Origin of the sequence: Rhodococcus sp. SG20037 (assembly GCF_031763325.1) — a bacterium.
Lineage (GTDB): Bacteria > Actinomycetota > Actinomycetes > Mycobacteriales > Mycobacteriaceae > Rhodococcus_F > Rhodococcus_F qingshengii.
On the sequence record NZ_CP134497.1, the window covers coordinates 836,295 to 861,912 of the forward strand.

The 25,618-nt window shown below is 62.0% G+C and carries 22 protein-coding genes; 15 read left to right on the top strand and 7 right to left on the bottom strand.

Annotated features, from left to right (window positions below; all coding sequences use genetic code 11):
- Positions 1 to 24: 24 nt before the first annotated feature.
- The 3 genes from RHP72_RS03905 to RHP72_RS03915 all read right to left on the bottom strand — a co-directional run bounded on the left by RHP72_RS03905 (position 25) and on the right by RHP72_RS03915 (position 2,795).
- On the bottom strand, positions 25 to 906 hold the full coding sequence (locus RHP72_RS03905; protein WP_003945811.1) for a metal ABC transporter permease: 882 nt from the start codon (positions 904 to 906) through the stop codon (positions 25 to 27).
- Complete coding sequence (locus tag RHP72_RS03910; RefSeq protein WP_020723636.1) at positions 903 to 1,745, bottom strand: metal ABC transporter ATP-binding protein; 843 nt, start codon at positions 1,743 to 1,745, stop codon at positions 903 to 905. Before RHP72_RS03910 ends, RHP72_RS03905 begins: the two co-directional genes overlap by 4 nt.
- A gap of 99 nt (positions 1,746 to 1,844) precedes the next feature.
- Entirely contained in the window at positions 1,845 to 2,795 is a 951-nt protein-coding gene (locus tag RHP72_RS03915) for a metal ABC transporter solute-binding protein, Zn/Mn family (protein WP_047269639.1), read from the bottom strand.
- Between the two features lie 139 nt (positions 2,796 to 2,934).
- Here RHP72_RS03915 and RHP72_RS03920 point away from each other — a divergent pair, with 139 nt between their 5' ends.
- Positions 2,935 to 4,023: a LacI family DNA-binding transcriptional regulator gene (locus tag RHP72_RS03920; RefSeq protein ID WP_007733995.1), complete on the top strand. Its 1,089-nt coding sequence runs from the start codon at positions 2,935 to 2,937 to the stop codon at positions 4,021 to 4,023.
- A gap of 3 nt (positions 4,024 to 4,026) precedes the next feature.
- Here the strand turns inward: RHP72_RS03920 and otsB are convergent, their stop codons facing one another.
- Together otsB and kstR are read right to left on the bottom strand one after the other, a co-directional pair.
- Positions 4,027 to 6,567, bottom strand: coding sequence for a trehalose-phosphatase (gene otsB / locus RHP72_RS03925; RefSeq protein WP_003945932.1), 2,541 nt, complete (start codon positions 6,565 to 6,567; stop codon positions 4,027 to 4,029).
- A gap of 87 nt (positions 6,568 to 6,654) precedes the next feature.
- Positions 6,655 to 7,293: a cholesterol catabolism transcriptional regulator KstR gene (gene kstR / locus RHP72_RS03930; protein ID WP_003945752.1), complete on the bottom strand. Its 639-nt coding sequence runs from the start codon at positions 7,291 to 7,293 to the stop codon at positions 6,655 to 6,657.
- 94 nt (positions 7,294 to 7,387) lie between these two features.
- Here kstR and RHP72_RS03935 point away from each other — a divergent pair, with 94 nt between their 5' ends.
- The 6 genes from RHP72_RS03935 to RHP72_RS03960 all read left to right on the top strand — a co-directional run bounded on the left by RHP72_RS03935 (position 7,388) and on the right by RHP72_RS03960 (position 14,419).
- Positions 7,388 to 9,550 (top strand): acyl-CoA dehydrogenase, encoded by a 2,163-nt coding sequence (locus RHP72_RS03935; protein WP_275231348.1) that lies wholly within the window; start codon positions 7,388 to 7,390, stop codon positions 9,548 to 9,550.
- Positions 9,551 to 9,633: 83 nt separating this feature from the next.
- Complete coding sequence (locus RHP72_RS03940; protein WP_311094369.1) at positions 9,634 to 10,674, top strand: acyl-CoA dehydrogenase family protein; 1,041 nt, start codon at positions 9,634 to 9,636, stop codon at positions 10,672 to 10,674.
- Positions 10,659 to 11,810, top strand: a complete 1,152-nt coding sequence (locus RHP72_RS03945; protein WP_042451834.1) for an acyl-CoA dehydrogenase family protein — start codon at positions 10,659 to 10,661, stop codon at positions 11,808 to 11,810. Before RHP72_RS03940 ends, RHP72_RS03945 begins: the two co-directional genes overlap by 16 nt.
- Before the next feature lie 7 nt (positions 11,811 to 11,817).
- Positions 11,818 to 12,810: a bifunctional MaoC family dehydratase N-terminal/OB-fold nucleic acid binding domain-containing protein gene (locus tag RHP72_RS03950; RefSeq protein WP_064075134.1), complete on the top strand. Its 993-nt coding sequence runs from the start codon at positions 11,818 to 11,820 to the stop codon at positions 12,808 to 12,810.
- A gap of 2 nt (positions 12,811 to 12,812) precedes the next feature.
- Positions 12,813 to 13,253 carry a MaoC family dehydratase gene (locus tag RHP72_RS03955; protein ID WP_020968404.1) on the top strand — a complete coding sequence of 147 codons (441 nt, stop codon included), beginning with the start codon at positions 12,813 to 12,815 and terminating at the stop codon, positions 13,251 to 13,253.
- A complete protein-coding gene (locus RHP72_RS03960; protein ID WP_019746856.1) occupies positions 13,250 to 14,419 on the top strand; it encodes a lipid-transfer protein in 1,170 nt (389 codons plus the stop codon). Before RHP72_RS03955 ends, RHP72_RS03960 begins: the two co-directional genes overlap by 4 nt.
- A gap of 111 nt (positions 14,420 to 14,530) precedes the next feature.
- Here RHP72_RS03960 and RHP72_RS03965 read toward each other — a convergent pair whose 3' ends face one another.
- Positions 14,531 to 15,847, bottom strand: coding sequence for a DUF222 domain-containing protein (locus RHP72_RS03965; protein ID WP_311094370.1), 1,317 nt, complete (start codon positions 15,845 to 15,847; stop codon positions 14,531 to 14,533).
- An 85-nt stretch (positions 15,848 to 15,932) separates the two neighbouring features.
- Here RHP72_RS03965 and RHP72_RS03970 point away from each other — a divergent pair, with 85 nt between their 5' ends.
- From RHP72_RS03970 to RHP72_RS03995, 6 genes are all read left to right on the top strand, one after another.
- Positions 15,933 to 16,499, top strand: coding sequence for a GNAT family N-acetyltransferase (locus RHP72_RS03970; RefSeq protein WP_285181509.1), 567 nt, complete (start codon positions 15,933 to 15,935; stop codon positions 16,497 to 16,499).
- Positions 16,500 to 16,530: 31 nt separating this feature from the next.
- Positions 16,531 to 17,532, top strand: coding sequence for an AraC family transcriptional regulator (locus RHP72_RS03975; RefSeq protein ID WP_285181508.1), 1,002 nt, complete (start codon positions 16,531 to 16,533; stop codon positions 17,530 to 17,532).
- Between the two features lie 134 nt (positions 17,533 to 17,666).
- Complete coding sequence (locus tag RHP72_RS03980; RefSeq protein ID WP_047269632.1) at positions 17,667 to 18,077, top strand: VOC family protein; 411 nt, start codon at positions 17,667 to 17,669, stop codon at positions 18,075 to 18,077.
- Between the two features lie 126 nt (positions 18,078 to 18,203).
- The gene (locus RHP72_RS03985) at positions 18,204 to 19,397 is read left to right on the top strand and encodes a serine hydrolase domain-containing protein (protein WP_397517604.1); all 1,194 of its coding nucleotides are present in this window, start codon (positions 18,204 to 18,206) and stop codon (positions 19,395 to 19,397) included.
- A 103-nt stretch (positions 19,398 to 19,500) separates the two neighbouring features.
- Entirely contained in the window at positions 19,501 to 20,349 is an 849-nt protein-coding gene (locus RHP72_RS03990) for a mycofactocin-coupled SDR family oxidoreductase (RefSeq protein WP_003945658.1), read from the top strand.
- Positions 20,346 to 21,806 carry an MFS transporter gene (locus RHP72_RS03995; RefSeq protein ID WP_047269629.1) on the top strand — a complete coding sequence of 487 codons (1,461 nt, stop codon included), beginning with the start codon at positions 20,346 to 20,348 and terminating at the stop codon, positions 21,804 to 21,806. Before RHP72_RS03990 ends, RHP72_RS03995 begins: the two co-directional genes overlap by 4 nt.
- 30 nt (positions 21,807 to 21,836) lie before the next feature.
- Here the strand turns inward: RHP72_RS03995 and RHP72_RS04000 are convergent, their stop codons facing one another.
- Positions 21,837 to 23,795 (bottom strand): glycoside hydrolase family 71 protein, encoded by a 1,959-nt coding sequence (locus RHP72_RS04000; RefSeq protein ID WP_311094371.1) that lies wholly within the window; start codon positions 23,793 to 23,795, stop codon positions 21,837 to 21,839.
- A 44-nt stretch (positions 23,796 to 23,839) separates the two neighbouring features.
- On the opposite strand from RHP72_RS04000, the gene RHP72_RS04005 reads away from it, so the two are divergent.
- Positions 23,840 to 24,796, top strand: a complete 957-nt coding sequence (locus tag RHP72_RS04005) for a daunorubicin resistance protein DrrA family ABC transporter ATP-binding protein (protein ID WP_003945489.1) — start codon at positions 23,840 to 23,842, stop codon at positions 24,794 to 24,796.
- Complete coding sequence (locus RHP72_RS04010; protein WP_003945537.1) at positions 24,793 to 25,593, top strand: ABC transporter permease; 801 nt, start codon at positions 24,793 to 24,795, stop codon at positions 25,591 to 25,593. The genes RHP72_RS04005 and RHP72_RS04010 overlap by 4 nt, the downstream gene beginning before the upstream one ends.
- Positions 25,594 to 25,618 lie beyond the last annotated feature (25 nt).

Below are 25,618 nucleotides of genomic sequence, written 5' to 3' on the forward strand. Positions count from 1 at the left end.
TAGGTAGGTATGGGCTCTCGGTGTTCAGGCGTGCGCCGGAATCCGTCCCGCATTCTTGCGGCGTGCGGATCCGAAGAGTCGGCATATCAGGTAGATCACGAACGAGACCGAGGTGACGAAACTCGAGACGGGAACGCCGGGTGCCAGCGAGAGAAGGATGCCGCCGACGGCTGCCAGTTCGGCGAACACGACGGAGAGGATCGTGGCCTTGAGTGGGCTTGCCGTGACGTACGCGGCGGCCGCTGCGGGGGTGATCAGCAGCGACATCACCAGCAGAGCACCGACGATCTGCACGCCCAGTGCTGCGGTGATGCCGACCAACACTGCGAACACGATCGACAGTGCCCGGACCGGAACACCGCGAGCTGCAGCAACTTCGGGGTCGGTGCTTGCGAACAGCAAAGGGCGGTAGATGAATCCGAGTGTGCCGATCACGATGACCGCGCACAGCAGCAGAAGTTCGAGACCACTGTTCCCCGGCGCCACGATCTGTCCGACCAACAACGAGAAGCTGGTTCCCGTGCGACCGTCGTACGCCCAGAGGAACAACACCGACAGGCCGAGGCCGAAAGCCATGATCACGCCGATCACCGAATCTCGGTCGCGCGCTTTGGCTCCGAGCAGTCCGAACAGCACTGCCGCGACCACGGATCCGACGATGGCACCGAAGCCGACGCCTACACCGACGAGAAGTGCGGCGGATGCGCCCGTCAGTGACAGCTCACTCGTTCCGTGCACCGAGAACGACATCTGACGGCTCACGATCAGCGGCCCGATGATGCCTGCCAATAATCCGAGGATGGCACCGGCAATCAACGCCTGTTGGACGAAGTCGTACTGCAGTAGGTCGACGGTGGCGGACACGTCGAACATCCGCGACATCGCGTCGGTGAACTTGTTACTCACTGGTGGTGATCCTCATCAGAATGGTGAACGCCTTCTCCCGGGCGTAGTCCGCCTGCGCTGCCGAGCGCGTCGATGGCGTCTCCGGTGCCGATCACGACGAGGCGGCCACGAACCTGCAACACTTCGACGTCGGTGTTGTACAGATCCGAGAGAACCTCGGACGTCATCACTTCGGCCGGCGTCCCGATCCGGAATTTGCCGTCCACCAGATAGAGCACTCGATCCACCAACGGCAGGATCGGATTGATCTCGTGCGTCACGAACAGCACCGCGGTGTCATGGCTGCGCCGACGCTTGTCGATCAGCGTCGAGACCAGGTGCTGGTTGGCGAGGTCGAGGCTGAGCAGCGGCTCATCGCACAGCAGGATCCGCGGGTCGCCGACCAAAGCCTGTGCGATCCGCAGTCGCTGCTGCTCACCGCCGGACATGGAACCGATGGGAGCGTCGGCGAACGACTGGGCGCTGACCTGTGCGATGGCGTCGTCGACGATCTTGCGGCGACGACCCCGACGCAGTAGGCCAGTACCCCACTGGTGACCGTCGACGCCGAGGCCGACCAGGTCGCGGCCGCGGAGCGGGAGGCCGTCGTCGATCGATTTCTGCTGCGGGATGTACCCGACGTGTGAGTTCCCGGCCCGTGCCGGCGTGCCGACGATCTGTGCACTACCGCCGCTGAGTTGTAGTTGGCCCAGCAGAATCTTCAGGAGCGAGGTCTTGCCCGACCCGTTCGGCCCGAGTACGGCGATGAACTCACCTGGCTGTACCTCGAGATCGAGCCCGTCCCACAATGTGCGGGCGCCGAAGGACAATCGAGCGTCCTTCAGCGTCACAGCGGGCACGGAGGCCGCTGAAGGCGCGGTGTTACCAGGGGGCACAGGAGTATTCGCGGAAGTTTCTGTCACAAGCCGATCGGTTCTTCTCGGAAATGGTGGGGCAAATTACTGGGCAGAGAGGGCGTTTGCGAGCGACTCCGCGGTCTGCGTCTGCCACTGAATGTAGTCCAGGCCCTCGGGGAGAGTCTCCGTAACCTCGACGACGGGCACTCCGGCGGTTTCGGCGGTGGTGCGCATATCCTGGGTCACTTTGTCCTGCGTCTGGATGTTGTAGACCAGTGCGCGGGCCTGCTTCTCCGAGAGGAGTTGGCGGGTTGCGGCGATTGCGGCCGGTGACGGATCGTTGCCGTCTTCGATGGCGCTGGTGAACTCCTCGGGAGTTGCGTCCTTCAGTTCAGCTGCGACCAGGAGGTAGTGCGCGATCGGCTCGGTCTGAGCCACCGGTGCGCCCGCGTGGGCAGCGGCGATGGAATCGGTGATCGCTGTGACGCCGGCGAGCTTCTGGCTGTATGCCTTCGCGTTGTCCTCGTAGGTCGCCGCGTTGTCCGGATCGAGAGCGCTCAGCTGATCGGCCACCGAATGTGCGACGGCGTCGACGGTCGGGATGTCGAACCAGACGTGTTCGTTGACTGCGCCGTGGGTGTGACCGTCATGCGATTCGCCCGCGGTTTCGCCGGCGTGGATGCCGCCGTCGAGCAGGTTGTAGGCGTTGACCGTCTTCTGCTCGCCCTTGCCTGCGTCGAGGACGTCGGTGATGAACTGGTCGTAGCCGCCACCGTTGTAGACGACGAGCGATGCGTCGGTGATCTTGGCGGCATCGGCGGGAGTCGCCTCGAACGAGTGCGGGTCCGCGGACGGCTCGTTGATGATCGACGTCACGGTCAGCTTGTCGCCGGCGACGGCCTGCGCGACGTTGCCCCACACGTTCGTCGATGCGACGACGGTGATGCCGTCGTCCTTCGAGGAGGTTGAGCTGCACGCGGTGAGCGCGAATGCTGCGGCGACCGAGACGGCCGCGAGGGCGGTGGCGGTGCGGAATTTCGACGACGAACGCACGTGCTTTTCTCCTGAACAAAGGCTGGGCTAAATGCTATTGGAAACCGTTACCGTTACACATTAGCGCATAGTCGCTGGTAGTTCACCTTCGGTTCAGCCCCAACGCGCCGTCTGCGGGCACTACGGCTAACGTCCGTTTATGCCCCGGTCCCGTCAGCCACGCCGTCAAGCCACTTTGGCGTCGCTTGCCGCCGAGCTCAATGTGTCGAGAACTACAGTCTCGAACGCGTACAACCGACCCGATCAGCTCTCCGTCGAGCTGCGGGATCGAGTGCTCCAAGCGGCCAAGCGACGCGGATACCCCGGACCTGATCCGGTCGCCCGCTCCTTGCGAACTCGCAAAGCCGGCGCCGTCGGTCTCCTGCTCACCGAAGCACTCAGTTATTCGTTCCGCGACCCGGCCGCCATGAGCTTCCTTGCCGGTCTCTCGGAATCATGTGAGGACGCCGGCCAGGGCTTGCTGCTTATCCCGGCCGGGCCCGGCCGCGACGAGGTGGATGCTGCCGCCGTGGTCCAGCAGGCGGGCGTCGACGGCTTTGTCGTCTACTCCGTGGCCGACGACGACCCGTATCTCGCTGCCGTGCTCGAGCGTCACATTCCGATCGTCGTCTGCGACCAGCCCCGCGAGATTCCCGGTGCATCCCTCGTGGGCATCGACGACCGCGCTGCCATGCGCAAGGTCGCCGACTACCTCATCGGGCTCGGCCACCGCGACATCGGCGTGCTCTGCATGAGGCTGGGGCGCGACCGGATGGACGGCGTCGTCAGCCAGGAACGACTCAAGTCCCCACACTTCCACGTCCAGCGTGAGCGGATCGAAGGAGTGCGCGACGCGATGGTGGCGTCCGACATGGACCCACTCTCACTCACCGTGATCGAGCGGTACGTCCACACATCGCAGTCCGGGCACTCGGCGGCGGCGGAAGCTCTCGCGACCAACCCCGAGATCACCGCACTGGTCTGCACCACCGACGTGCTGGCTCTCGGCGCCTTGGACTGGGCGCGCTGGCAGGGCATAGATGTACCTGGCCAACTGTCGATCACCGGATTCGACGGCGTCGACGAGGCGCTGCGCGAATCACTGACAACGGTGCGCCAGCCCCAGGAAGAGAAGGGCCGGCGCGCCGGTGCGCTCCTGATGTCGCCGTCCGGATCCGGCGTTCCGATAGTCGAGATGCTCGACACCGAACTACTGGCCGGGCGAACATCAGGTCGGATCAAGGGGTAGCGCTCACGCCAGGAGTTGGGCGCAGCGCAACAAGCCCAGATGGCTGTACGCCTGGGGGTGGTTGCCCAGCGAGCGTTCCGCGATGGGGTCGTACTCCTCCGCGAGCAGTCCGGTAGGACCCGCTGCCGCGACCAACTGATCGAACAGTGCCTCTGCTTGCAGGCGTTGCCCGATCAGCAGGTAGGCCTCGACGAGCCAGGCGGCACAGAGATGAAATCCACCTTCGATGCCGGGCAGGCCGTCGTCATGATGGTAGCGGTATACCGTTGAGCCGCTGCGTAGTTCGGCCTCGGTGGCTACGACGGTCGCTGCAAAGCGCGGATCCGTCGGATCGATCAGCCCCGACAGTCCGATGTGCAGAGTCGCCGCGTCGAGATCGGTGCCGTCGTAGGCCGCGGTGTACGACTGGACGTCGTCCTTCCAGCCTTTGTGTCGTACTTCGTCGGCGATCTGGTCACGCAGTTCCGCCCATTCCGGCAGAGCCTCGCGAGAAAAGCGGGTCGCAAGATCGACGGCGCGGTCGACGGTGACCCAGCCCATAACCTTGGAATAGACGTGGTGGCGCGGGTTGTCGCGAATTTCCCAGATGCCGTGATCGGGTTCGAACCAGCGCCGCTGCACTGCTTCGACCATGGCGCACACCAGTTCCCAGTCGCGGTCGCTCAAAGGATCGGGATCACCGGCCTTTTCGCGTGCATTCGCCAGTTCGACGATGAGCTCGACGATCGGGCCGAACACGTCCAGTTGAACCTGCTGATTCGCGGCGTTTCCGACGCGGACCGGCCGGGAGCCGGCGTATCCGGGGAGTGAATCGATGACGGCCTCTGGCGGTAGCGAAGTCCCGTAGAGCGTGTAGAGGGGGTGCAGGCGCTCGGGTCCCGGCAGTGTTTCGAGCACGCGGTGGACCCAGTCCAGGTAGTTCTCGGCCTCGTCGGTGGATCCGACGCTCACGAGAGCTGTTGCGGTGAGGGCGGCGTCGCGCAACCAGCAATAGCGGTAGTCCCAGTTGCGGACTCCGCCGATCTCTTCCGGCAGGGACGTCGTCGCGGCAGCCATGATGGAACCGGAATCGGCGTGGACCAGCCCGCGCAAGGTCAGTGCAGAGCGTTTCATCAAGTCCGGCTTCAGCTTCGGGAGTTCGAGCGTCTTGGCCCAATCGGACCAGTAGGCCTCCGAGGTCGCTCGACGCTCGAGCTCCGGAACGTCGGACGGGCCGATTTCTTCTGTTCCGCAGCGCAATTCGAGGACGACGTCACCCTTGGACGGCTCGACGATGGCGTGGGCGGTCTGCTGGTTTCCGTCGGTGGCGATGTTCCACAGCACACCGGGGGAGCGGAGCACGTACGGCTCGTTGGTGCCGAGGACCCGAATGCCCTCGTCGACGACCTCGAGCGTGACCTGACCCTGGCCGAACTCGGGACGGGGTGCAAACGAGACGATCGCGTCGGCCTGACCGGAAATGATGCGGGTCAGGTCGGTTCGTCCCTGTGGGACGTCGTGGGGGAGGTAGTCGGTGACGGACAGGCTCGCCCAGCGGGTCTGAACTGTCATCGTGCTGTCGATGTACTTCTGGCTCAGCGGCAAGGCTGTGCGTCGAGGCCCGACCGAGAAGTGGCCGGCCCCGGTTCCGCCGAGAAGGTGTGCGAAGACGGCCGCTGAATCCGGTTCCGGGTGACACAACCAGGTCAGCGTCGCATCCGGGGTCACCAAAGCGACGGTGCGCGGACTGGCGAGCATCGAGAGCCGCTCGATGGGCGGAGCGTCGGCGCCGGAAAGCCACGTACGACGCTCGTCGAGCAGGAACGCCAGAGCGGCAGCGACGTCCTCGGTGCTGTCGACGCGATAGTCGGCGACGGTGTCCCCGCTGCCGACCTTGATTCCGATGTCCGGCCCCTGAAGCCTGCTGAACGCCTTTTCGTCGGTCACGTCGTCGCCGATGAAGACGGCAGCGGTTGCGCCGTCCTGATGGCGAATCAAGTCGAGTGCGTGCCCCTTGTCGGTGGCGATGACTGCCAACTCGACCACCGATTTGCCCTCGGTGACCTGAACGCCTGGCCAGAGTGCCGATTCGGTGCGGACGGCGATGAGCGCCTTCTCGGCGTCGTCGGCACTGGTGTTGCGTACGTGCAGTGCAACGCTGGCGGGCTTCTTCTCCACCGTTGCCCCAGGGGTGTCGGCGGCGATTCGGCCCAACTCGGTGACGATCTCGTCGAGCAGTTTCCTGGCGTCGGCGTCGATCGCGTGAACGAATCCGATGTCGAACTCGGAGCCGTGGCTGCCGACCAATTGCACTTCGGCGGGAAGTCGGGACAGCGCAGCCAGATCCTTGAGGGCGCGGCCCGAGATCACGGCAGCCGTCGTCGACGCGAGGCTGGCGAGAGAGCGAAGCGCACGCACCGTTTCCGCCCGGGGATACGCCTTGTCCGGGTTGGCGACGATGGGTGCCATCGTCCCGTCGTAGTCGGAGGCTACGAGCAGACGCGGCGTGCGTGCCACGCCTGACAGCGCTCGGCGGAGTTCGATGGACAGATCTTGTGCGCTCACCTCTTCAAATCTAGGTGATGCAGCGACTCCTGGCTCGATACGTTTCCGGCCGATCAGTGCAAAAATGACAGATGCGACAAAGGATGTCTATTCGGGTTTCCGAGTTCCGTCACCGAGCAGCAGTTCAACCGTCAATTCCAGTCGATTGGCGACATCGGTAGCCGAAGAGCGTCGCGTGAGCCATGCCACCAAATTGGACAGCCACACATCGGAGATCACGCGCGCGATCGCCAACTGCTCTTCGGTTGGCTCCTCTTCGGTCATCGCTCGTGCGAAGAGGCGGTCCATCAACTGGCCCACCTGATCGACCTCGGCCGCTGCGGAGGCGTCGGCGAACATGAACGCGCGAGTCATCGCTTCGGTGAGGAGCGGATCGCGCTGCATCGCGCGGGTGATGAGGCTGAGGATCAGCTGCATCCGCTCGAGCGGACTGGTTCCAGGCGGGATCTTGCCCTTGGAATCGATCTTCTCGAATTCGCGTGCCAGGGCGGACACCAGTAGGTGAACCTTGGACGGGAAGTAGCGATAGAGCGTTCCGACTGCGACGTCGGCACGCTCGGCCACGGCGCGCATCTGAACAGCCTCGTAGCCCCCCTTGGACGCCAAGGCGAGTGTTGCGTCGAGAATCCGCTTGCGGCGTTCACGTTGCGCGTTGGAGCTGAGATCGTCGTCCCCGAGCGTTGCAGAAGCAACCGCGTTGGAGCGGGATCGGGATGTTGTGGTCATCGACAAATTCCTTCGCGCCTTGACTCTTGGCCAGGTGTCATATTAGAACACGTTCTAAGCAATTGTGTCACTTATCGAGAGGCGGGAACCAGTTGTGACAATCGCCACGACCGATGAACAGCGGGCGGTCCAGGAATCGATAGAGGCCTGGGCTCGCTCGGCCACGCCGATGGACATGGTACGCCGTGGACCAGCAGTTTCGTGGCGGGAGAAATGGTCCGAGTTCGCGTCTCTCGGGATATTTTCGGTCGCCGTTCCCGAAGCGGTAGGCGGAGCCGGGGCCGAAATCGTCGATCTCGCAGCAATGCTCGAGCAGGCGGCAATCGAACTCGTGCCGGGTCCTGTTCTCACGACTGCACTCGCAGCTCTGGTGGTGGGGCGTAGTTCGTCGCCCGCTGCCAAGCGATGGTCCGAAACGCTCGCCGACGGTGCGCTGCCGTGTGCCGTCGTATTGGACGAAAGTCCAGTTGCGGCAACGGCGAATGCGTCCGGCGGCATCGAGCTTCATGGCGAAGGAGGTTACGCCTGGGGCGGCGATTCGGGCGTATCGGTACTCGTGTCGGCGGGCGTCGTGTCCGAAGACGAAGGCTCGCGTGTCGTCTGGGCTCTCGTCGACGGAGACGGCGAAGGCGTGACCTACGAAGCGGTCGACACGATCGACAAGTCGCGACCACTGGCGCGAGTCTCCTTCGATCGAGTGACGGTCGATGCCGACCGAATCCTCGATGACATTGCGCCAGGATCGGTTTCCGACCTAGCGGCGGTACTTGGGGCTGCCGAAGCTGCCGGAATTGCGGCGTGGAGCCTGCGTACTGCGGTGGAGTACGCGAAGATTCGCGAACAATTCGGAAAGCCCATCGGCTCGTTCCAGGCGATCAAACACATCTGCGCCGAAATGCTGTGTCGCGTAGAGAATGCCGGAGCCGTCGCCTGGGATGGTGCGGTCGCTGCCGAGTCGGGCGACGAACTTCCGATCGCCGCAGCAGTGGCCGCCGCGGTGTCGCTGGATGCCGCTGTCGACACGGCAAAGGACTGCATTCAAGTGCTCGGCGGCATCGGATTCACCTGGGAGCACGAGGCGCACTTCTACCTTCGTCGAGCACTGTCGCTCCGGCAGATTCTGGGCGGATCGTCTCATTGGCGCGCACGCGTCGCGGAATTGACGATCGGCGGCGCACGGCGTCACCTTCAGATCGACTTGAGTGAGCTCGAATCCGACCGGTCCGAAATTCGCGAAGAGGTAGCGCAATTGGTGACGCTGCCCGAATCCGAGCAGCGCAACGCGTTGGCCGAATCGGGCTACCTTGCGCCGCACTGGCCCAAGCCGTACGGCCGGGGCGCCAAGGCCGCGCAACAGATTCTGATCGAAGAGGAATTGGCGGCCGTCGGTATCGGCCGACCCGATCTGGTGATCGGCTGGTGGGCAGTGCCGACCATCCTCGAGCACGGCAGTGCGGAGCAGATCGAAAGATTTGCGACTCCGACGCTCAAGGGCGAGATCACCTGGTGCCAGCTCTTCAGTGAACCCGGCGCAGGTTCGGATCTTGCGGCACTGCGCACGACCGCGGAAAAGGTCGACGGCGGTTGGAAGCTGAACGGCCAGAAAGTCTGGACTTCGCTTGCGCGTGAAGCTGACTGGGCCATCTGCCTCGCCAGGACCGATCGCGAGGTTCCCAAACACAAGGGCATCACGTACTTCCTTCTCGACATGAAGACGGCTGGGATTCGGATCTCGCCGCTGCGCGAGATCACCGGAGATGCCCTGTTCAACGAAGTCTTCCTCGACGACGTCTTCGTCCCGGACGAGTGCGTCGTCGGCCAGCTCGGTGGAGGCTGGAAACTGGCCCGAACGACCCTCGCCAACGAGCGGGTCGCAATGAGCGGTGGCTCTTCGCTCGGCGGTGCGATGGAGGAATTGCTCGAGCTGGCCGGCGACCCCGATCCTGTGGTGGCAGACAAGCTCGGTGGGCTGATCGGAACCGCCATGGTGGGCTCACTGCTGGAATTGCGCACGACACTGCGGCAATTGGACGGTCAGGATCCGGGTCCGGCGTCGAGCGTCCGCAAGCTGGTGGGCGTGCGCCAGCGTCAGAATGTCGCAGAGTTCGCCATGGAACTGGGTGGCCCGGCCGGATGGGTGGAGGGTCCGCTCTCGCGTGAGTTCCTCAACACGCGATGCCTGTCGATTGCCGGCGGAACCACGCAGATTCTGTTGACCGTCGCCGCGGAGAGAATTCTGGGCCTGCCCCGTGATTAGACGGCGTGAGTAGAGGCCTTTAGAAATGTCCACGTTGGTGATACAACTAGAACACGTTCTACATCAGAGACAGGATTGCCAGCGTGGACTTCACTCCCGATGAAACCCAGGAAGCGGTAGCCGAGGTGGCTACCGCGCTCCTTGCCCGCGAACTGGAGCCGGACGCGCTCTGGGCGGCATTCGCCGATGCCGACCTGCTCACGTTGGCCCTGCCCGAGCGTCTGGGCGGCGAGGGACTCTCCGTCGCCGACGTCGGTTCCCTCCTCGTCGAGGTCGGCCGGGCCGCCGCTCCAATTCCGGCTCTCGCAACCCTCGGCTTCGGTGTACTCCCCATAGTCGCTCTGGGGTCCGACGCTCAACAGGACGAATTGCTCACCGGAGTCGGCGCCGGACGGGTGTTCACCGCGGCGCTCGGTGAGCCGGGTCAGCAGTTCCCGGCACAGCCGTCGACCACCGCGCAGCAGTCGGGCGACTGGTATCGCGTCAGCGGGACGGTGCTTGCCGTTCCCTTCGCGGCGAGCGCACACAGAATTCTTGTGCCCACCGACGCCGGAGTCGTTCTCGTCGATCCGACCGCCGCCGGCGTCGCATTGACGCCGACTCCCAGTGCGTCCGGCAGTCCGGAGTTCGCAGTCACCATGGACGAGGCAGTCGGTGAACTTCTCGGTGCCGGCGAGGAAGCCGTCCAGACGCTGTACCGGATCGGCACGGCAAGCATCGGAGCCGTTGCAGACGGTTTGGTGTCCGGCGCCGTCGATCTCACTGCGGCACATGTCGGCTCGCGTGAGCAATTCGGTAAGCCGCTCGCCACGTTCCAGGCAGTCTCACAACAGATAGCCGACGCGTACGTCACCTCCCGGACCCTTCATGTCGCGGCGTTGTCGGCGTCCTGGCGCGTGTCGGAGGGCCTGGACGCCCAGTCGGACCTCGACGTCATGGCGTACTGGATCGCCCAAGAAGTGCCTGCCACGATGCAGGTGCTTCACCACCTGCACGGCGGTCTGGGCGTCGACGTCACGTATCCACTTCATCGTTACTACTCGACTGCAAAAGACCTGGCACGCCTGCTCGGCGGTGCTTCGCAGCGACTCGACCTCGTGGGGGCCCGGTGTTCATCGATCTGACCGACAGTCAGCGCGCATTGCAAGCTGAACTTCGACGCTACTTCTCGACGCTGATCTCGCCCGAAGAGGCCAAGATCATGCGCGTGGAGCGGCATGGCCCTACCTATCGCGAGGTCATCCGTCGTATGGGCAAGGACGGCTGGCTCGGCGTCGGCTGGCCGGTGGAGTTCGGCGGACGTGGGTTCGGTGAAGTCGAGCAGCAGATTTTTGTCAACGAGGCTGTGCGGGCGGATGTCCCACTGCCTTCGGTGACGTTGCAGACCGTCGGTCCGACCCTGCAGAAGTACGGCAGCGAGGAGCAGAAGCAGAAATTCCTGCCCGCGATCCTCGCCGGTGAAGTGCACTTCGCGATCGGCTACACCGAACCGGAAGCCGGCACCGACCTTGCAGCACTGCGCACTTCGGCGGCACGAAATGGTGACGAGTACGTCGTCAACGGCCAGAAGATTTTCACCACCGGCGGGCATGACGCCGATTACGTGTGGCTCGCCGTGCGGACAGGGTCTGCCGATTCACGGCACCGCGGCATCTCCATCCTGATCATGGACACCAAAGATCCCGGCTACACCTGGACCCCGATCATCACCTGCGACGGTGCGCATCACGTCAACGCCACCTACTACGAGGACGTTCGCGTTCCGGCGAACATGCTTGTGGGTGAGGAGAATCAGGGCTGGCGCTTGATCACGACGCAGCTCAACCACGAGCGCGTCATGCTCGGTCCGGCAGGTCGTGTCGCAGGGATTTACGACCACGTCTTCGATTGGGCCAAGCGTGAAAACCTGCTTGATCACATTGACGTACGGCGCGCGCTCGGCGAAATACATGCGACGTACCGCCTCAACGAACTGCTCAACTGGCAAGTGGCGTCGAGTGATTCGGATTCGGTGGATATCGCCGACGCTTCGGCAACCAAAGTGTTTGCGACCGAGCGTATCCAGCGGGTCGGTCGACTGGCGGAAGAGATCGTCGGGCGGTACGGAAATCCGATCGATCCCGAAACTGCTGATCTCATGGAGTGGTTGGACATGCAGATCAAGCGCAACCTGGTGATCACCTTCGGCGGTGGAGTCAACGAGGTGATGCGCGAACTGATCGCCACCGCCGGCCTGAAGCTTCCTCGCGTTCCGAGATAGGAAACAAATCGTGTCAGATCCCATTCTCACTGCTGCCGAGCGGGTTCGAGAGGACGGGCCAAGCGCTCCTCGCGCCGGCCGGGACCCCGTGAACCTGCCGATGATCCGCAACTGGGTCGAGGCGATCGGTGACGAGAACCCGATCTATGTCGACGAATCGGCCGCCCGCGCCGCCGGACACGACGGAATAGTCGCACCGCCGGCGATGGCGCAGGTATGGACGATGCGCGGTCTGGGGGCAATTCGAGAAGCCGACGATCCGTTGGGCCGGATGACGGACATCCTCGACGAGGCCGGATTCACCTCCGTCGTCGCGACCAACTGCGATCAGATCTACCACCGCTACTTGAAGCCGGGTGAAGAAGTCACCATCTCCTCGGTGTTGGAAGACGTTGTGGGACCCAAGAAGACAGGTCTTGGTGAAGGATGGTTCTTCACTACTCGCAGCTTCTGGCGGGTCGGCGAAGAACTGGTCTCGGAGATGATGTTCCGGATCTTGAAGTTCGCGCCGCCAGTCAGCGAGAGTTCCTCCACTGACGTGCCTGCGGACCTGGACGCATCTCGAATGCTGCGTCCGACAGCATCCCTCGACACGCAGTTCTTCTGGGACGGTGTCGCCGCACACGAGTTGCGTATTCAACTGCGTGCGGACGGTTCGGTACAGCACCCGCCGGTGCCCGCGATCTGGAAAGACAAGTCGGAGCAGACCGACTACGTGGTCGCGTCAGGTCGGGGAACGGTCTTCAGCTTTGTCGTTCACCACGCCCCCAAGGTTCCTGGTCGGTCGTTGCCGTTCGTCGTGGCCCTGGTCGAACTGCCCGAGGGTGTGCGGATGCTCGGCGAATTGCGCGGTATCGATCCGTCGAGTGTGTCGATCGGGATGGAGGTGGAGGCGGTCTACCTCGACTTCCCCGGAGACGACGAGACCGGGGGAACTCCCTGGACTCTGTACGCCTGGCAGCCGGTTTCTGTGTCTGCGGTTTCTGCGGTGAAGGAGTGACGATGACTTTGACGACGGATATCACTGTGGGAGAGGTTCTTCCGCAGCTCTCGATTTACGGCGACCCGACGTTTGTGGTCTCGGCGGCGCTCGCTACCCGCGATTTTCAAGATGTTCACCACGACCGCGATCTCGCACAGAAACGCGGCTCGAAGGACATCTTCGTCAACATCCTCACCGACACCGGCTTGGTGCAGCGATTCGTGACCGATTGGGCCGGACCGCGGGCTGTACTCACGTCGATCAAACTCCGCCTCGGAGTCCCCTGGTACGCCTACGACACCTTGACGCTCTCCGGAACGGTGACCTCCTACGACGAGGATCTCGTGTCGCTCGCGGTGGTCGGCAAGAACAGCCTGGGAGATCACATCACCGCACAGGTCACACTGGCATTTCCGGCGTCGGGCTCGAATGGAGACATTGAAAACGGAGACATTGAATGAGCGCATTGTCCGGCAAGGCAGCGATCGTCGGAATCGGAGCCACGGATTTCTCGAAGGACTCCGGTCGCAGTGAACTGCGACTTGCCGCCGAGGCTGTTCAAGCCGCGTTGGACGACGCCGGTCTGACACCCGCCGACGTCGACGGTCTTACCTCGTTCACCATGGACACCAACACCGAAGTGGCAGTAGCTCGTTCGGTGGGGATTCCGAACCTCAAGTTCTTCAGCCGCATTCACTACGGAGGCGGTGCCGCTGCGGCGACGATTCAGCAGGCCGCCATGGCTGTTGCCACCGGCGTCGCAGACGTCGTCGTCGCTTACCGCGCGTTCAACGAGCGATCGGGTGCGCGTTTCGGGCAGGTGAACTCCGGCCTTGTGGCGCAGGTCAATTCGTCGGGAACGGACAACGCCTTTTCCTATCCTCACGGATTGGGTACTCCCGCATCCTTTGTCGCGATGGTCGCGCAGCGATACATGCACGTATACGGAGCGTCCAGCGAGGACTTCGGTCGAATCGCCGTCGCCGACCGTAAGCATGCAGCCACCAATCCGAAGGCGTTCTTCTACGGAAAACCGATTACCCTCGAGGACCATCAGAACTCGCGATTCATCGCTGAACCTTTGCATCTCCTCGATTGCTGCCAGGAATCCGACGGCGGCATCGCGATCGTCGTCACCTCGCCAGAACGAGCCAAAGATCTGAAGAACACCCCCGCCGTTATCGCTGCCGCCGCACAGGGCAGCGGGGCAGATCAATACATCATGACCAGCTATTACCGCGACGGTTTGACCGGCCTACCGGAGATGGGCCTTGTCGGCGATCAGCTCTGGTCACAAAGTGGGCTGCGCCCGTCGGACATGCAGACGGCGATCTTCTACGACCACTTCACGCCCTATGTTCTGATGCAGCTCGAGGAACTCGGTTTCTGTGGCAGGGGAGAGGCAAAGGACTTCATCGCCGGTGGCGCAATCGAACTCGGCGGCAAGCTTCCGATCAACACCCATGGTGGACAGCTCGGCGAGGCATACATTCACGGGATGAACGGTATCGCCGAGGGTGTTCGGCAGATCCGCGGTACTTCGGTCAACCAGGTCGACTCCGTCGAGAATGTACTGGTGACTGCGGGAACGGGCGTTCCGACATCGGGGCTTGTGCTGACTCGCTGATTATCGTGGGCACAGCTTCATCAAGCGTCACGGCCGGTTGGCACCGCATCGAGGTCTCCTTCGATGCGGTGCTCGGTTCGTGTTCTGTTGTCGCCAAAGAGGTTTGACCTCTCAGGTTTTGAAGGTGGTGTTCGCCGGCCTGGGTTGCTGCCCGGGGTCGATCGAGGGTGGCGGGATGAACCACGGTTTGTTGTCGGCGCCGATGCGGATCGCCCACTTCCCGACGAACCCTGATTTCCGGTGCATCAACCGGTGGTGTGAACGGCACAGCAGGACCAGGTTGTTCATCACCGTCGGGCCACCGTTCGCCCAGTGCCGGATATGGTGCGCATCCGTCCAGGCGGGCACGCACGTGCAGCCCGGGAAGGCGCAGCCTTTGTCTCGGGCGATGAGGGCGACGCGTTGTTCGGCGGTGACCAACCTCTTTCCTGGTTGCGCATCCAAGGGCGTGCCGTGATCGTCGAGCAGAACGGTGGAGAGGAAGCAGTCGCATCCGAGAAGTCGGGTCTGCGACACCGAGAGTGGCCCGAGCCAGGGCATGTGGCCGACATCAAGATCCGACAAGTCCAGATCGGGTGAGCCTTCGTCGTCCACATCAGAAGGCGACGCGGCGCAATCCCGATGCTCAGCGAGATCACGCGCATTGATGTGCACGTTCACGTGTGGACGCTGACCACCATCGGTACCAGTCTTGGCGCAATCGAGATAGCGGCGGATCAGTTCGGCGAACCCGTCCGCCGTCCGCTTCGCTGCCGACCGAGAATCCGGGGTTCCATCCGGTGCCGGGGTGGGCATCGTCAAATTCGACAGGGCCGACAGCAGCATTTCTCCGGTGAGGGCATCGAAATCACCACGCACCACCACCCGACCATTCAACGTCGACGCGATCCGCAACTCATTCCGATCCACATCCTCGGCGGGCGGAATCTCATCCGATTCGAAAATGCGCTCTAACGTCGCGATCACGTTCCGCACTTTCGTGGTTGTCGCTTCCACTCCGGACGCGGCAGCCAACAACAAATCGATACAGCGAGGGAGCGCTTCCTCCGGCATGCCCTTCGGTGGTGACTCACAGAACGCCACGATCAACACGGCATGATCGAACGAGCAATCCCCGCCATCAAACCGAGCCGCCACCGCAGGAAACGGCCGCAAAGCCGCACCCAATGCGGCGATCTTCTTCCCGTCCCGAACCTGCAGCATGGTGTTGGCCGCCAACCACGCACCCACCCCGCGGCTGGCAATCACCTGATCATCCGGGTGCAACGACAACTCGTCCACCACCGCCACTCGAACGGCTTCGAGGCGCAGAATCTCCGCACTCGCTTCGACAGCAGCAGCACGCAACTCAGCAGCAGTCAACCGCCACAGGCGTCCGCGTAACCCCACCGCAGAACCAGACACCACATCCGACAACAAGACGCTCATTGAATCCCCCGATCCCCTCCCCAAAGGATACTCGAACATACGTTCGAGTCAAGAGGTGCTTTTGGGCTCGCTCTAGGATCGCTGGATGTTCACGTTGACTACGGAACGCCTTGTTCTTCGAGATTTCACTGCCGCGGATGAAGGTGCCGTCCATCAGTACGCATCCGACCCTGCCGTCTGTAGATATGTTGATTGGGGGCCGAACACCCCCGCGGTGACCAGGGCATTCCTGGCTGACGCGGCACTCGAAGCTGCGCTCGTCGAACGTCGCACGTTCACCCTGACCATCACGTCGAAGGCCGATGGAGCGGTCATCGGTTCGGTAGCTGTGTGGGAAGTATCCGCCGCGCACCGGCGGGCGGAACTCGGTTTTGTCGTGAATCCGAAGTTCCAAGGGCGAGGCTATGCGTCGGAGGCGGCGCGCGCGGTTCTGGAATTCGCCTTTGCTCGCTTCGGAGCGCAGCGAGTGCAGGCAACGTGTCGTCCGGAGAATTCGGCGTCGGCGTCGGTGCTCACCAAAATCGGAATGGAGGAGGAGGGGCGAATGAGGGCACACATGGTGATCCGGGGGACCGCGGTGGATTCGCTGCTTTTTGCTGCAACACGACCCGCCGCCGTACAGCCAGTGATCACGTCAGCTCACTTCGCGTGACCTTCCCGGGCCCTGGTGCGATACTCGAACCATGTTCGAGGATGCCTTGCTCATCGACGCGGCCGGCCAGCCCACTATGCAGCATCACCAGGCCTTTTCTCGGGACTGGGACCGCATCAAGGAGTGGTCCGACAACATCTACATGCCGTATACGGTCACGCCGATCGGAAGTCGGTTGAAGCCGGCTTCGGACATGTACTCCGCGGCAGTCGGCAAGATCGACGTCACCAGATTCTGTTACGGGATTCCGGTCTCCGTCGGTGAATGTTCGCCTGAGGCCGGAAACATTCTGGTTCTGACGACTATCAGAGGCAACGGTCGACATGCCCTCGGCGGAGGAACTGCGGTGAATACTGCCGTGGGGGAGACCTTTGTCGCCGACTGTAGCCGGACCGACTACTTCGTCGAATTCGACGAAGATCATCTGCAGCTGAATCTCACTGTGCCGCATCAGCTTGTCGCCGATCACGCCATGCAATGGTTCGGGTCGGTTCCCGACGACCGTCTGTGGCGGCACAAGTGCACCATTGGCGGGCGGGGCTCGAGTTGGCTGGCATTGATGGACTACGTCGTTCGCGCAATTGCAGAGTCGCCTGAGGCGATGTCGAGCGAAAGGCTGGGTGCCAGGGTTCAAGAACTCATCGCGGCTCAGCTTCTCGACGAGTGGGCGACGCAGGCCGGGCTGCAACTCGGCGTCGACGTCGCCTCCGCCGAACCTGCCTACGTGCGATCGGCAGAGGAGTACATCGATACGTTTGCTCGCTCGGTGCCGACGGCATCGGAGATCGCGGCTGCGGTGGGTGTCAGTGTCCGGGCGCTCACTGCGGGATTTCGACGGTACCGAGACACCACGCCGGGACAACGATTGCGCGCGCGTCGGTTGGAGGGTGTACGCGGCGAACTGTTGCGTTCCGACGGGAGAACCGTCTCCGAAATCGCCAACGTGTGGGGCTACGTCAATCTGGGCATGTTTGCGGCCGCCTACCGGAAACGGTTCGGAGAGTTGCCTTCCGAGACCCGGAATCGACTCTGAGGACAGTTGTTTGAACGGTCATGACGATCGTTTTACGCACTCGATGAACTGCCGTGATCCGTTGTTTCGTGTCGGAGCGTTCTGCAAGGATTGAAATCGAACGTGACAGCAATCCCACGAGCTAGGAGTACGTCATGGCAACTCGACTCAATCCGTACATCAGCTTCAACGGCAATGCCCGTGAGGCGTTGGAGTTCTACAAAGAAATCTTTGGTGGCACGCTGGCGCTGAGCACGTTCGGTGAGTTCGGCAATCCCGGTGAAGGCGGCGACAAGATCATGCACGGAATGCTCGAAACCGATCAGGGATACACCCTGATGGGTGCCGACACTCCGCCCGGCATGCCGTACAACCCCGGCGACAACATCACGGTCAGCCTCAGCGGCGACGACGGCGATGTGCTGCGCGGGTACTGGGAGCAGTTGTCGGGAACGGGAACGGTGAGCGTTCCACTCGAGAAGCAGATGTGGGGCGACGAATTCGGCGCCTGTACAGACAAATTCGGCATTTCCTGGCTGGTGAATATCGGAGCGCCCCAGAGCTGACTCCAATCTCTGCCCGGTTCTGCCGAAACGAGACAGTTTTCCTGCCGTTTCGAGGCAGAGCCGGGTGTGTGATCGCCGTTACATTCTGTTCGACAAGACAAGTTGCAAGTCGGATGGAGAAATGCAGTGACGATCGAAGATATTGCGCGGAAGCCCCTTTCGAAGCAGCGCCTCGACGACGTGCTGGCGCGAGCAACTCAGGGGGCTGATCGCGTCCCGGGTGTGGTCGCGATGATCACGGATCGAGAAGGCAACATCTACGAGGGTGCTGCGGGCGAGCGGACTCTCGGTTCCGGCGTTCCAATGACCCTCGATACAACCTTTGCGCTCTTCTCCACCACCAAGGCGATTACCGGTACCGCTGTCCTGCAATGTGTGGAGGAGGGGTTGCTCGATCTCGATGCACCTGCAGCGACCTATGTTCCCGACATCGGTGAGCTGAAGGTCCTGGACGGTTTCGACGCCGGCGGAAACCCCGTTCTTCGGGAACCCAAGCGTGACATCACCACTCGCATGCTGCTCCTTCACACTGCAGGGTTCGGCTACGACTTCTTCAACGAGTCGTACAACCGGCTCTCGCAGGAACATGGGCAGCCCAGCGTGATCACGTGTAGCAAAGCGGCGCTCACGACACCGCTGCTCTTCGACCCGGGTGAGAAGTGGGAGTACGGCACCAACATCGACTGGGCCGGACAGGTCGTCGAGTCGATTCGAGGTCAGCGACTCGGCGATGTCATGCGCGAGCGCATCTTCGAACCTCTCGAGATGACGGATATGGCATTCACGATGAGCCCGTCGATGAAGGATCGACTTGCACCGATCCATCAGCGCGAGAGCGACGGAAGCCTCACTCCGCTCATCGGATTCGAGCTTCCGGCCGAACCCGAGGTGCACATGGGTGGTCATGGTTTGCACGGCACTGTCGGCGACTACATGAAGTTCATTCGTATGTGGCTCAACGACGGCGCGGGCACATCCGGTCGCGTGTTGTCGCCGGAGACGGTAGCTGCAGCCGTTCAGAGCGGGCTCGAAGGCCAGCACGTGGGGTTGTTGCCCGGAGTTCTCCCGACGCTGTCCAACGATGCGGAATTCTTCCCCGGTGTACCCAAGGGATGGGCATACTCCTTCATGACAAATGAAGAGGTGGCACCCACCGGTAGGCCGGCCGGATCGCTGGCTTGGGCGGGTCTTGCCAACCTCTATTACTGGATCGACCGGCAGACCGGCGTCGGCGGGTTCTGGGCAACGCAGATTCTGCCGTTCGCGGACCCTGGATCCATCAACGGATACCTGGAATTCGAGACCGCCGTTTACCAGTAACCGGCTGGATTCCCGCTGTCCGGGATCGACTGTTTCTTTCGGGCGGGTTCGGAGTACGCATGCAGTACAGCGCACGCTTGCATACGACGAACTAGGAGACGGCATGAACAGCCTCGAAGGCAGCTTCGAAGGAAAAGTTGCACTGATCACCGGTGCCGCACGCGGTCAGGGGCGCGCCCACGCTGTCGCATTCGCGGAGCGTGGCGCGGACATCGTGATCTGCGACCGGTGCGAGAACAGTGATGTCGTCGCCTACCCCCTCGCAAACGAGGAGGATCTGAAGGAAACCGTTCGTTTGGTGGAAGCCACCGGTCGTCGGTGCATTGCCGTCAAGGCAGACACTGCTGATCGCGACGCAATGGACGCGCTCGTTGCCCGCGCTGAAGCCGAGTTCGGCCGTGTCGACATCGCCGTCGCGAATGCCGGTGTGTCCGTGCCCGCTCCGATCACGTCGATGACGTCGGCGCAGTGGAACGAAGTCATCTCGTCGAACCTGACCGGTGTGTTCAACACCGTTGCGGCCGTGTCAGGTGGAATGGCGGAACGTGGTTACGGTCGCATCATCACGATTTCCTCGATGATGGGTCGCTCCGGTGGCACCCAGATGGCGGCGTACGGCGCCTCCAAGTGGGGCGTCATCGGTTTGACGAAGAGTGTGTCGCTCGAACTGGCAAACTCGGGTGTGACCGTGAATGCTATTGCACCGGGGAACATCTCGACGCCGATGATTCACAACGACATGATGTACGCGATGATGCGGCCTGACCTCGAATCGCCGACGGCAGACGACGTCGAACCCGTGTACGCGACTCTGCATGCGCAGCCGGTCGGTTGGCTGGATCCCTTCGAGATCACGCGAGTAGTCCTGTTCCTCGCCGCCGACGCGAGTGCCCACATGAGTGGCATCGTGGTTCCTGTCGACGCCGGAGTAGCCGCTCGCTCGAACGCTTGACGGACAAGACTGTTCGCGCGAAAGCGCGGACCGGGTGGGTCGTCGGCGTCCTGAGTCTGAGCGGTGTGGTGGTCGCGCTGCAACAGACCTTGGTGGTGCCGGTCCTGCCTGCGTTCGCGACGGCATCGGGAGTATCGTCCTCCACCGCTTCCTGGCTGGTGACCTCGACGTTGCTGACCGGTGCCGTCGCGACCCCTCTCATCGGCAGACTCGCCGACATGTTCGGAAAGCGCGCGATGATGCTCGTCTGTCTTGCCGTGATGATCGTCGGCTGCATGGTTGCGGCGCTCAGCCAGAGTTTCTGGTTACTGATCCTCGGACGCTCGTTGCAGGGGTTCGCGACGGCACTTCTGCCCGTCGGAATCAGCATCATGCGCGATGTCCTTCCTCCGGAAAAGCTCAGTGGTGCAGTAGCTCTCATGAGTGCGACGTTGGGGATCGGCGGCATGTTCGGTATGCCGATGGCGGGGGTGATCTCGGCGCACTGGGGGCTACCCGCGCTTTTCTGGGTCACCGGTGGATTCGGGGTCGTACTGATAGTCGTCTTGCCCCTGGTGGTGCCGGAATCGGCTGTGAAGAGTCGCGGACGCTTCGACTTTCTGGGAGCCACAGTCCTCACGCTCGCTATGACTGCACTGCTGCTGGCCGTTTCGAAAGGAACAGAATGGGGCTGGGCAAGCCCCGAGGTTCTGGTTCTGATCGCGTCCGGCGTGGTCTTGCTCTGTGGATGGATTCCGTGGGAACTGCACACGCCGGCACCGCTGGTCGATCTGCGGACTTCCCTTCGCGCTCCGATTCTGGTTTCGAACGTCTGCGCAGTATTACTCGGTTTTGCCATGTTCATCAGCGCGTTGGCGGCAACGCAGGAACTTCAGTTGCCCCTGGCGTCGGCGGACGGTCTCGGACTCTCGGCTGCCGAAGCCGGACTGGCGATGATGCCGGGCGGAGTCCTGATGATCGGATTGGCGCCGGTGTCGTCGAAGGTGACGAGGCGATGGGGAGCGAAGGCCACGTTGGCCTCAGGAGCGATCGTCATCGCAATCGGATACGTCTTGCGTGTGCTGTTGACGCCGACGCTGGTCAATATCGTGATCGGCGCTGCCGTGGTATCGGCCGGTGTGGCATTTTCCCTGGCAGCCATGCCGACTCTGATCACCGAATCTGCGCCGATCCATCAGACTGCCTCGGCCAACGGATTCAACAGCCTGCTCCGTTCGGTCGGTACCTCCACCGGAAGCGCCGTTGCGGCAGCGGTATTGGCCGGTTCGACGGTGGTGATCGGTGCGAGCACTGTGCCGACCCTGCATTCGTTCGCGGTTTTGTACTGGATCGGAGCGGGCGTATCGGCACTGGCGGCCGCGGTGACCTTGGCAGTGAGGGTGGAGCGGACGGGGGCGGTATCGCGGCCCGAGTTACCAATTGCAGCCGAAACCGATGGCGCAACGAAGATCGGGTGAGTCGACGGACTCACCCGATCTTCGTCACCGTTATCTCCGACTGGAATCGACCAGGTACTCGAGATTCTGGTTGTACGGCGTGGCCGTCACCGCCGCGTGCGAACTCACCCGAGACACCTCGGTAGTGCCGCGAACGACAGAGGCCTTGATGGAACCTACTTTCAACGGGGCGATGCAGCTGCTCATCCCGGCCGGGGCATTGCAGGTGGTTGTCGTGGTTCCCACCGTCACTTTGACGACCGCCGGCGCCGTCAAGAAGGAAAGGACTTCGACGGTATCGCGAGCGGGGGATGACCATTGGCGCAGTGTCATAGGGGCAGCAGAGCGATTGACGGGGACCGCGGAGACCGACTGATTGCGGTAGATGAGATACGCGGTGTCGCGAACAATCGCGGGTGAGGCGCCGGAGCGGAAGCTGTACAGCCCGTAGGAACTCATGTCGAGTAACGCGCGCCCATGACCGGCGCTGGGTGCGAACGACGTTCCCTCGCTGTAGTCGTTCCAGGTGACGAGCTGTACCCATTCACTGTTGGACGCAATCGCAATCTGCCACATGTTCTGCAGATTCTGTGAATTCTGTGCCTCGTCGTAGATCGACTGACTTGGACGAACATCTTGGAAGGCGACTGGTTGCATCCATATCTTTCCCAAGGAGTGAGCGGCAGCGGCAAGTCCCATCGGAGAGTTCGGGTTCGATCCCGAGAGCGGATTTCCTGCCGGATTTCGATTACCCCAATTCGACATCCCGTAGCTGATCGATGCAAAAGAATTCCGGTTGGCTGCAGCGTCGAGGAAAACCGGAACAAATGCCACATTTATGCCGTAAGAATTCTTCATCAGAGTGATGAACTCCGACCACCAGCCCGCAGTCTTGTTTTCGGCAAGGAATGGAGATATCACGAGCCGTCCGTCGTTCAATTTGAACGATGATGCCATGGTCGAATACGGTTTCATCTCTGCTGCCATTTGAGCTGCGGTCATGTTTTTGAACGCGCCGTTCATATCAGGCATGAGCATGATCTTGAAATTCGGATCGACTGCTGCGGCCGCTTTGATCAGGGCGGTGGGCACGGTGGAACCCCACCAACTGGTGTCGGTTGCCTTGGCGATGATGTCGACGGAGAATCCGTCGATGCCCGTGGCGATTGCCGAACGAACTTCGTTTTCGAGGTCGCGTTGGCGCCACTGCGTATGGGCGATGGGTTGCCGCGGTGTCGGCCGATCGCGGAGGAATCCTCCGTAGCGAACGTGTTTATTGTTCTCGCCGTTGAACGTAAGATATTGTGTCGCATAGTAATCGCCAGACGGATTCGCATTGTCGATCGAAACCGGATAGGGCGGGAAGTAGTGAGCGAAAACCAACTTTCCGTTCAGTGCTGACTTGGGTGGAATGTCGAAGGGCAGCGCTGCAGATTCAGGATTCGCCGAGAACGAGGCCGGCGTGTACGTCGACGCGGAGCGTGGTTGTGTGTTGTACGCGGCGATCAGTGCGGCCGCGACAATCACGGCCAGGGTGAAGCAGATGGTCTCGAAGGAATATTTCGCCGTTTTTCGGATCCACGGAGTTCGGATGTATCGAGTTCTGATACTCATGGCACAGTCAGCCTTTCTCGATCCCCCGAAGTGTGAGTCTTCCCCGCGTGCACTGAATCGGTGATTCAATTCTTTTCGGCCTCTGTCTGATTTGTAATTCGAGATTCGACACCATAAGTCAACCGTCACCGGCCCGAGTGTCACTTGCTGAACGAGTGTAACGCTGCCGCGTTCATCATGAATACCTGAAAGCGGTCTTTGTTCAAGAATTTCGGGTTTTTCTTTCCGGTATATATCCGTCGAAAGGTCGGTGAAATTTATCGGCTGTATTGGACAGGACTGGGACGTGTGGTCTGTTCCGTACCTCGTGGCCGAAAGGCACCGGCGAAACCAGGGAGGTGATTGCAGCCGGGCAACTGACGAAATTTCCTGGAATGTGTCGGCCTCCTGGGTCACACTGGGGAACGGACTACCGACGGATTACCGACGCGGGAGGGCTCATGACCGAAGCGATTGTGGCCGAGGGGCTGGTCAAGAAGTACGGCGACGTCACGGCATTGGACGGCATCGACCTGGAAGTGCGCGAGGGTTCGGTGATGGCCCTGTTGGGCCCCAACGGCGCCGGAAAAACCACTGCGGTAAGGATATTCACGACGCTGCTCATTCCCGACGGTGGACGCGCCAAGGTTGCCGGGCTGGACGTGGTCGAGGATGCGCGGGCGTTGCGATCCAAGATCGGTGCTTCGGGTCAGTACGCCGCGGTCGACGAGTACCTGACGGGCTATGAGAACTTGGACATGGTCGGGAGGCTGTATCACCTCGGCGCCCGAAGCAGTAAGGCCCGAGCGCGTGAATTGCTCGAGCAGTTCGATCTCGTCGAGGCTGGAGATCGGCCGGTCAAGGGCTATTCCGGCGGAATGCGGCGACGTCTCGATCTCGCCGGCGCATTGGTTGCTCGGCCGCAGGTGTTGTTTCTCGACGAGCCGACCACCGGCCTCGATCCTCGGGCGCGACTCGGTCTCTGGGACGTCATCGAAGGGTTGGTGGCTCAGGGGACCACGCTGTTGCTCACGACGCAATACATGGAGGAAGCCGAGAGGTTGGCCGACCAGATCGCCGTCATCGACCGCGGCTCGGTCATTGCGCGCGGTACTGCAGATCAGTTGAAGGCGCGGGTCGGGGGTGAGCGCATTGAACTGAGTGTGCACGAGGTCGAGCATCTCGACATCGTCCGCGAGGAATTGCGCTCGCTTGCCGTGGGGGACATTCAGGTTCAAGAGAATGTCCGTCGCGTCACCGTTCCTGTCGACGACGGCACCGACGCGTTGGTCGCGGCGCTGAATCTTCTGTCGGCACGAGGCATCCGCGTATTCGACGTCGGCCTGCGCAGACCCACTCTCGACGATGTCTTCCTCACACTGACCGGGCACCAGGCTGAACTGGAGGATCAGAAATGACCGTGCAGATGGCGCTCGAAGACGGTTTGACCATCGCCAGGCGAAACTTGATCAAGATCAAGCGCGTTCCGGACCTGTTGGTGTTCACCACTTTGTCGCCGATCATGTTCGTGCTCTTGTTCGCGTATGTGTTCGGCAGTGCGATCTCCGTCCCGGGCACGTCGTATCGAGAATTCCTGATCGCCGGAATCTTCACGCAGACGGTCATATTCGGTGCTACCTGGACTGGTTTGGGGATGGTCGAAGACATTCAGAAAGGAATCATCGACAGATTTCGATCGCTGCCCATGGCTCCGTCTGCCGTGCTGACCGGCCGAACATCGAGTGACGTGTTGATCAACGTCATCAGTTTGGTGGTCATGTCGTTGACCGGTCTTCTGGTCGGGTGGCGGATTCACTCCAGTTTCCTCGAAGCGGTGGCGGGTTATGCGCTGCTTCTGTTCTTCGCGTACGCGTTGTCGTGGGTCATGGCTGTTGTCGGGCTTTGGATCCGGACACCGGAGGTATTCAACAACGCGAGCTTCATCGTCATCTTTCCGCTGTCGTTCATCGCGAACACTTTTGTCGAGACCACCAATCTTCCCGGCCCGCTCAAAGTGATCGCCGAATGGAATCCGGTGTCGGCGGTTACCCAGGCGGTGCGTGAATTGTTCGGCAATACCAATCCTGCAATGACGGTTCCGGATGCGTGGCCACTGCAGAATCCGGTCATTGCGTCGTTGTTGTGGACTTTCGGTTTGCTGATCGTCTTCGTGCCGTTCGCTATTCGTCGGTATCAGAAGGCAGTCAGCCGCTGACCTGGTGATTCCGGCCGGTAGGGTG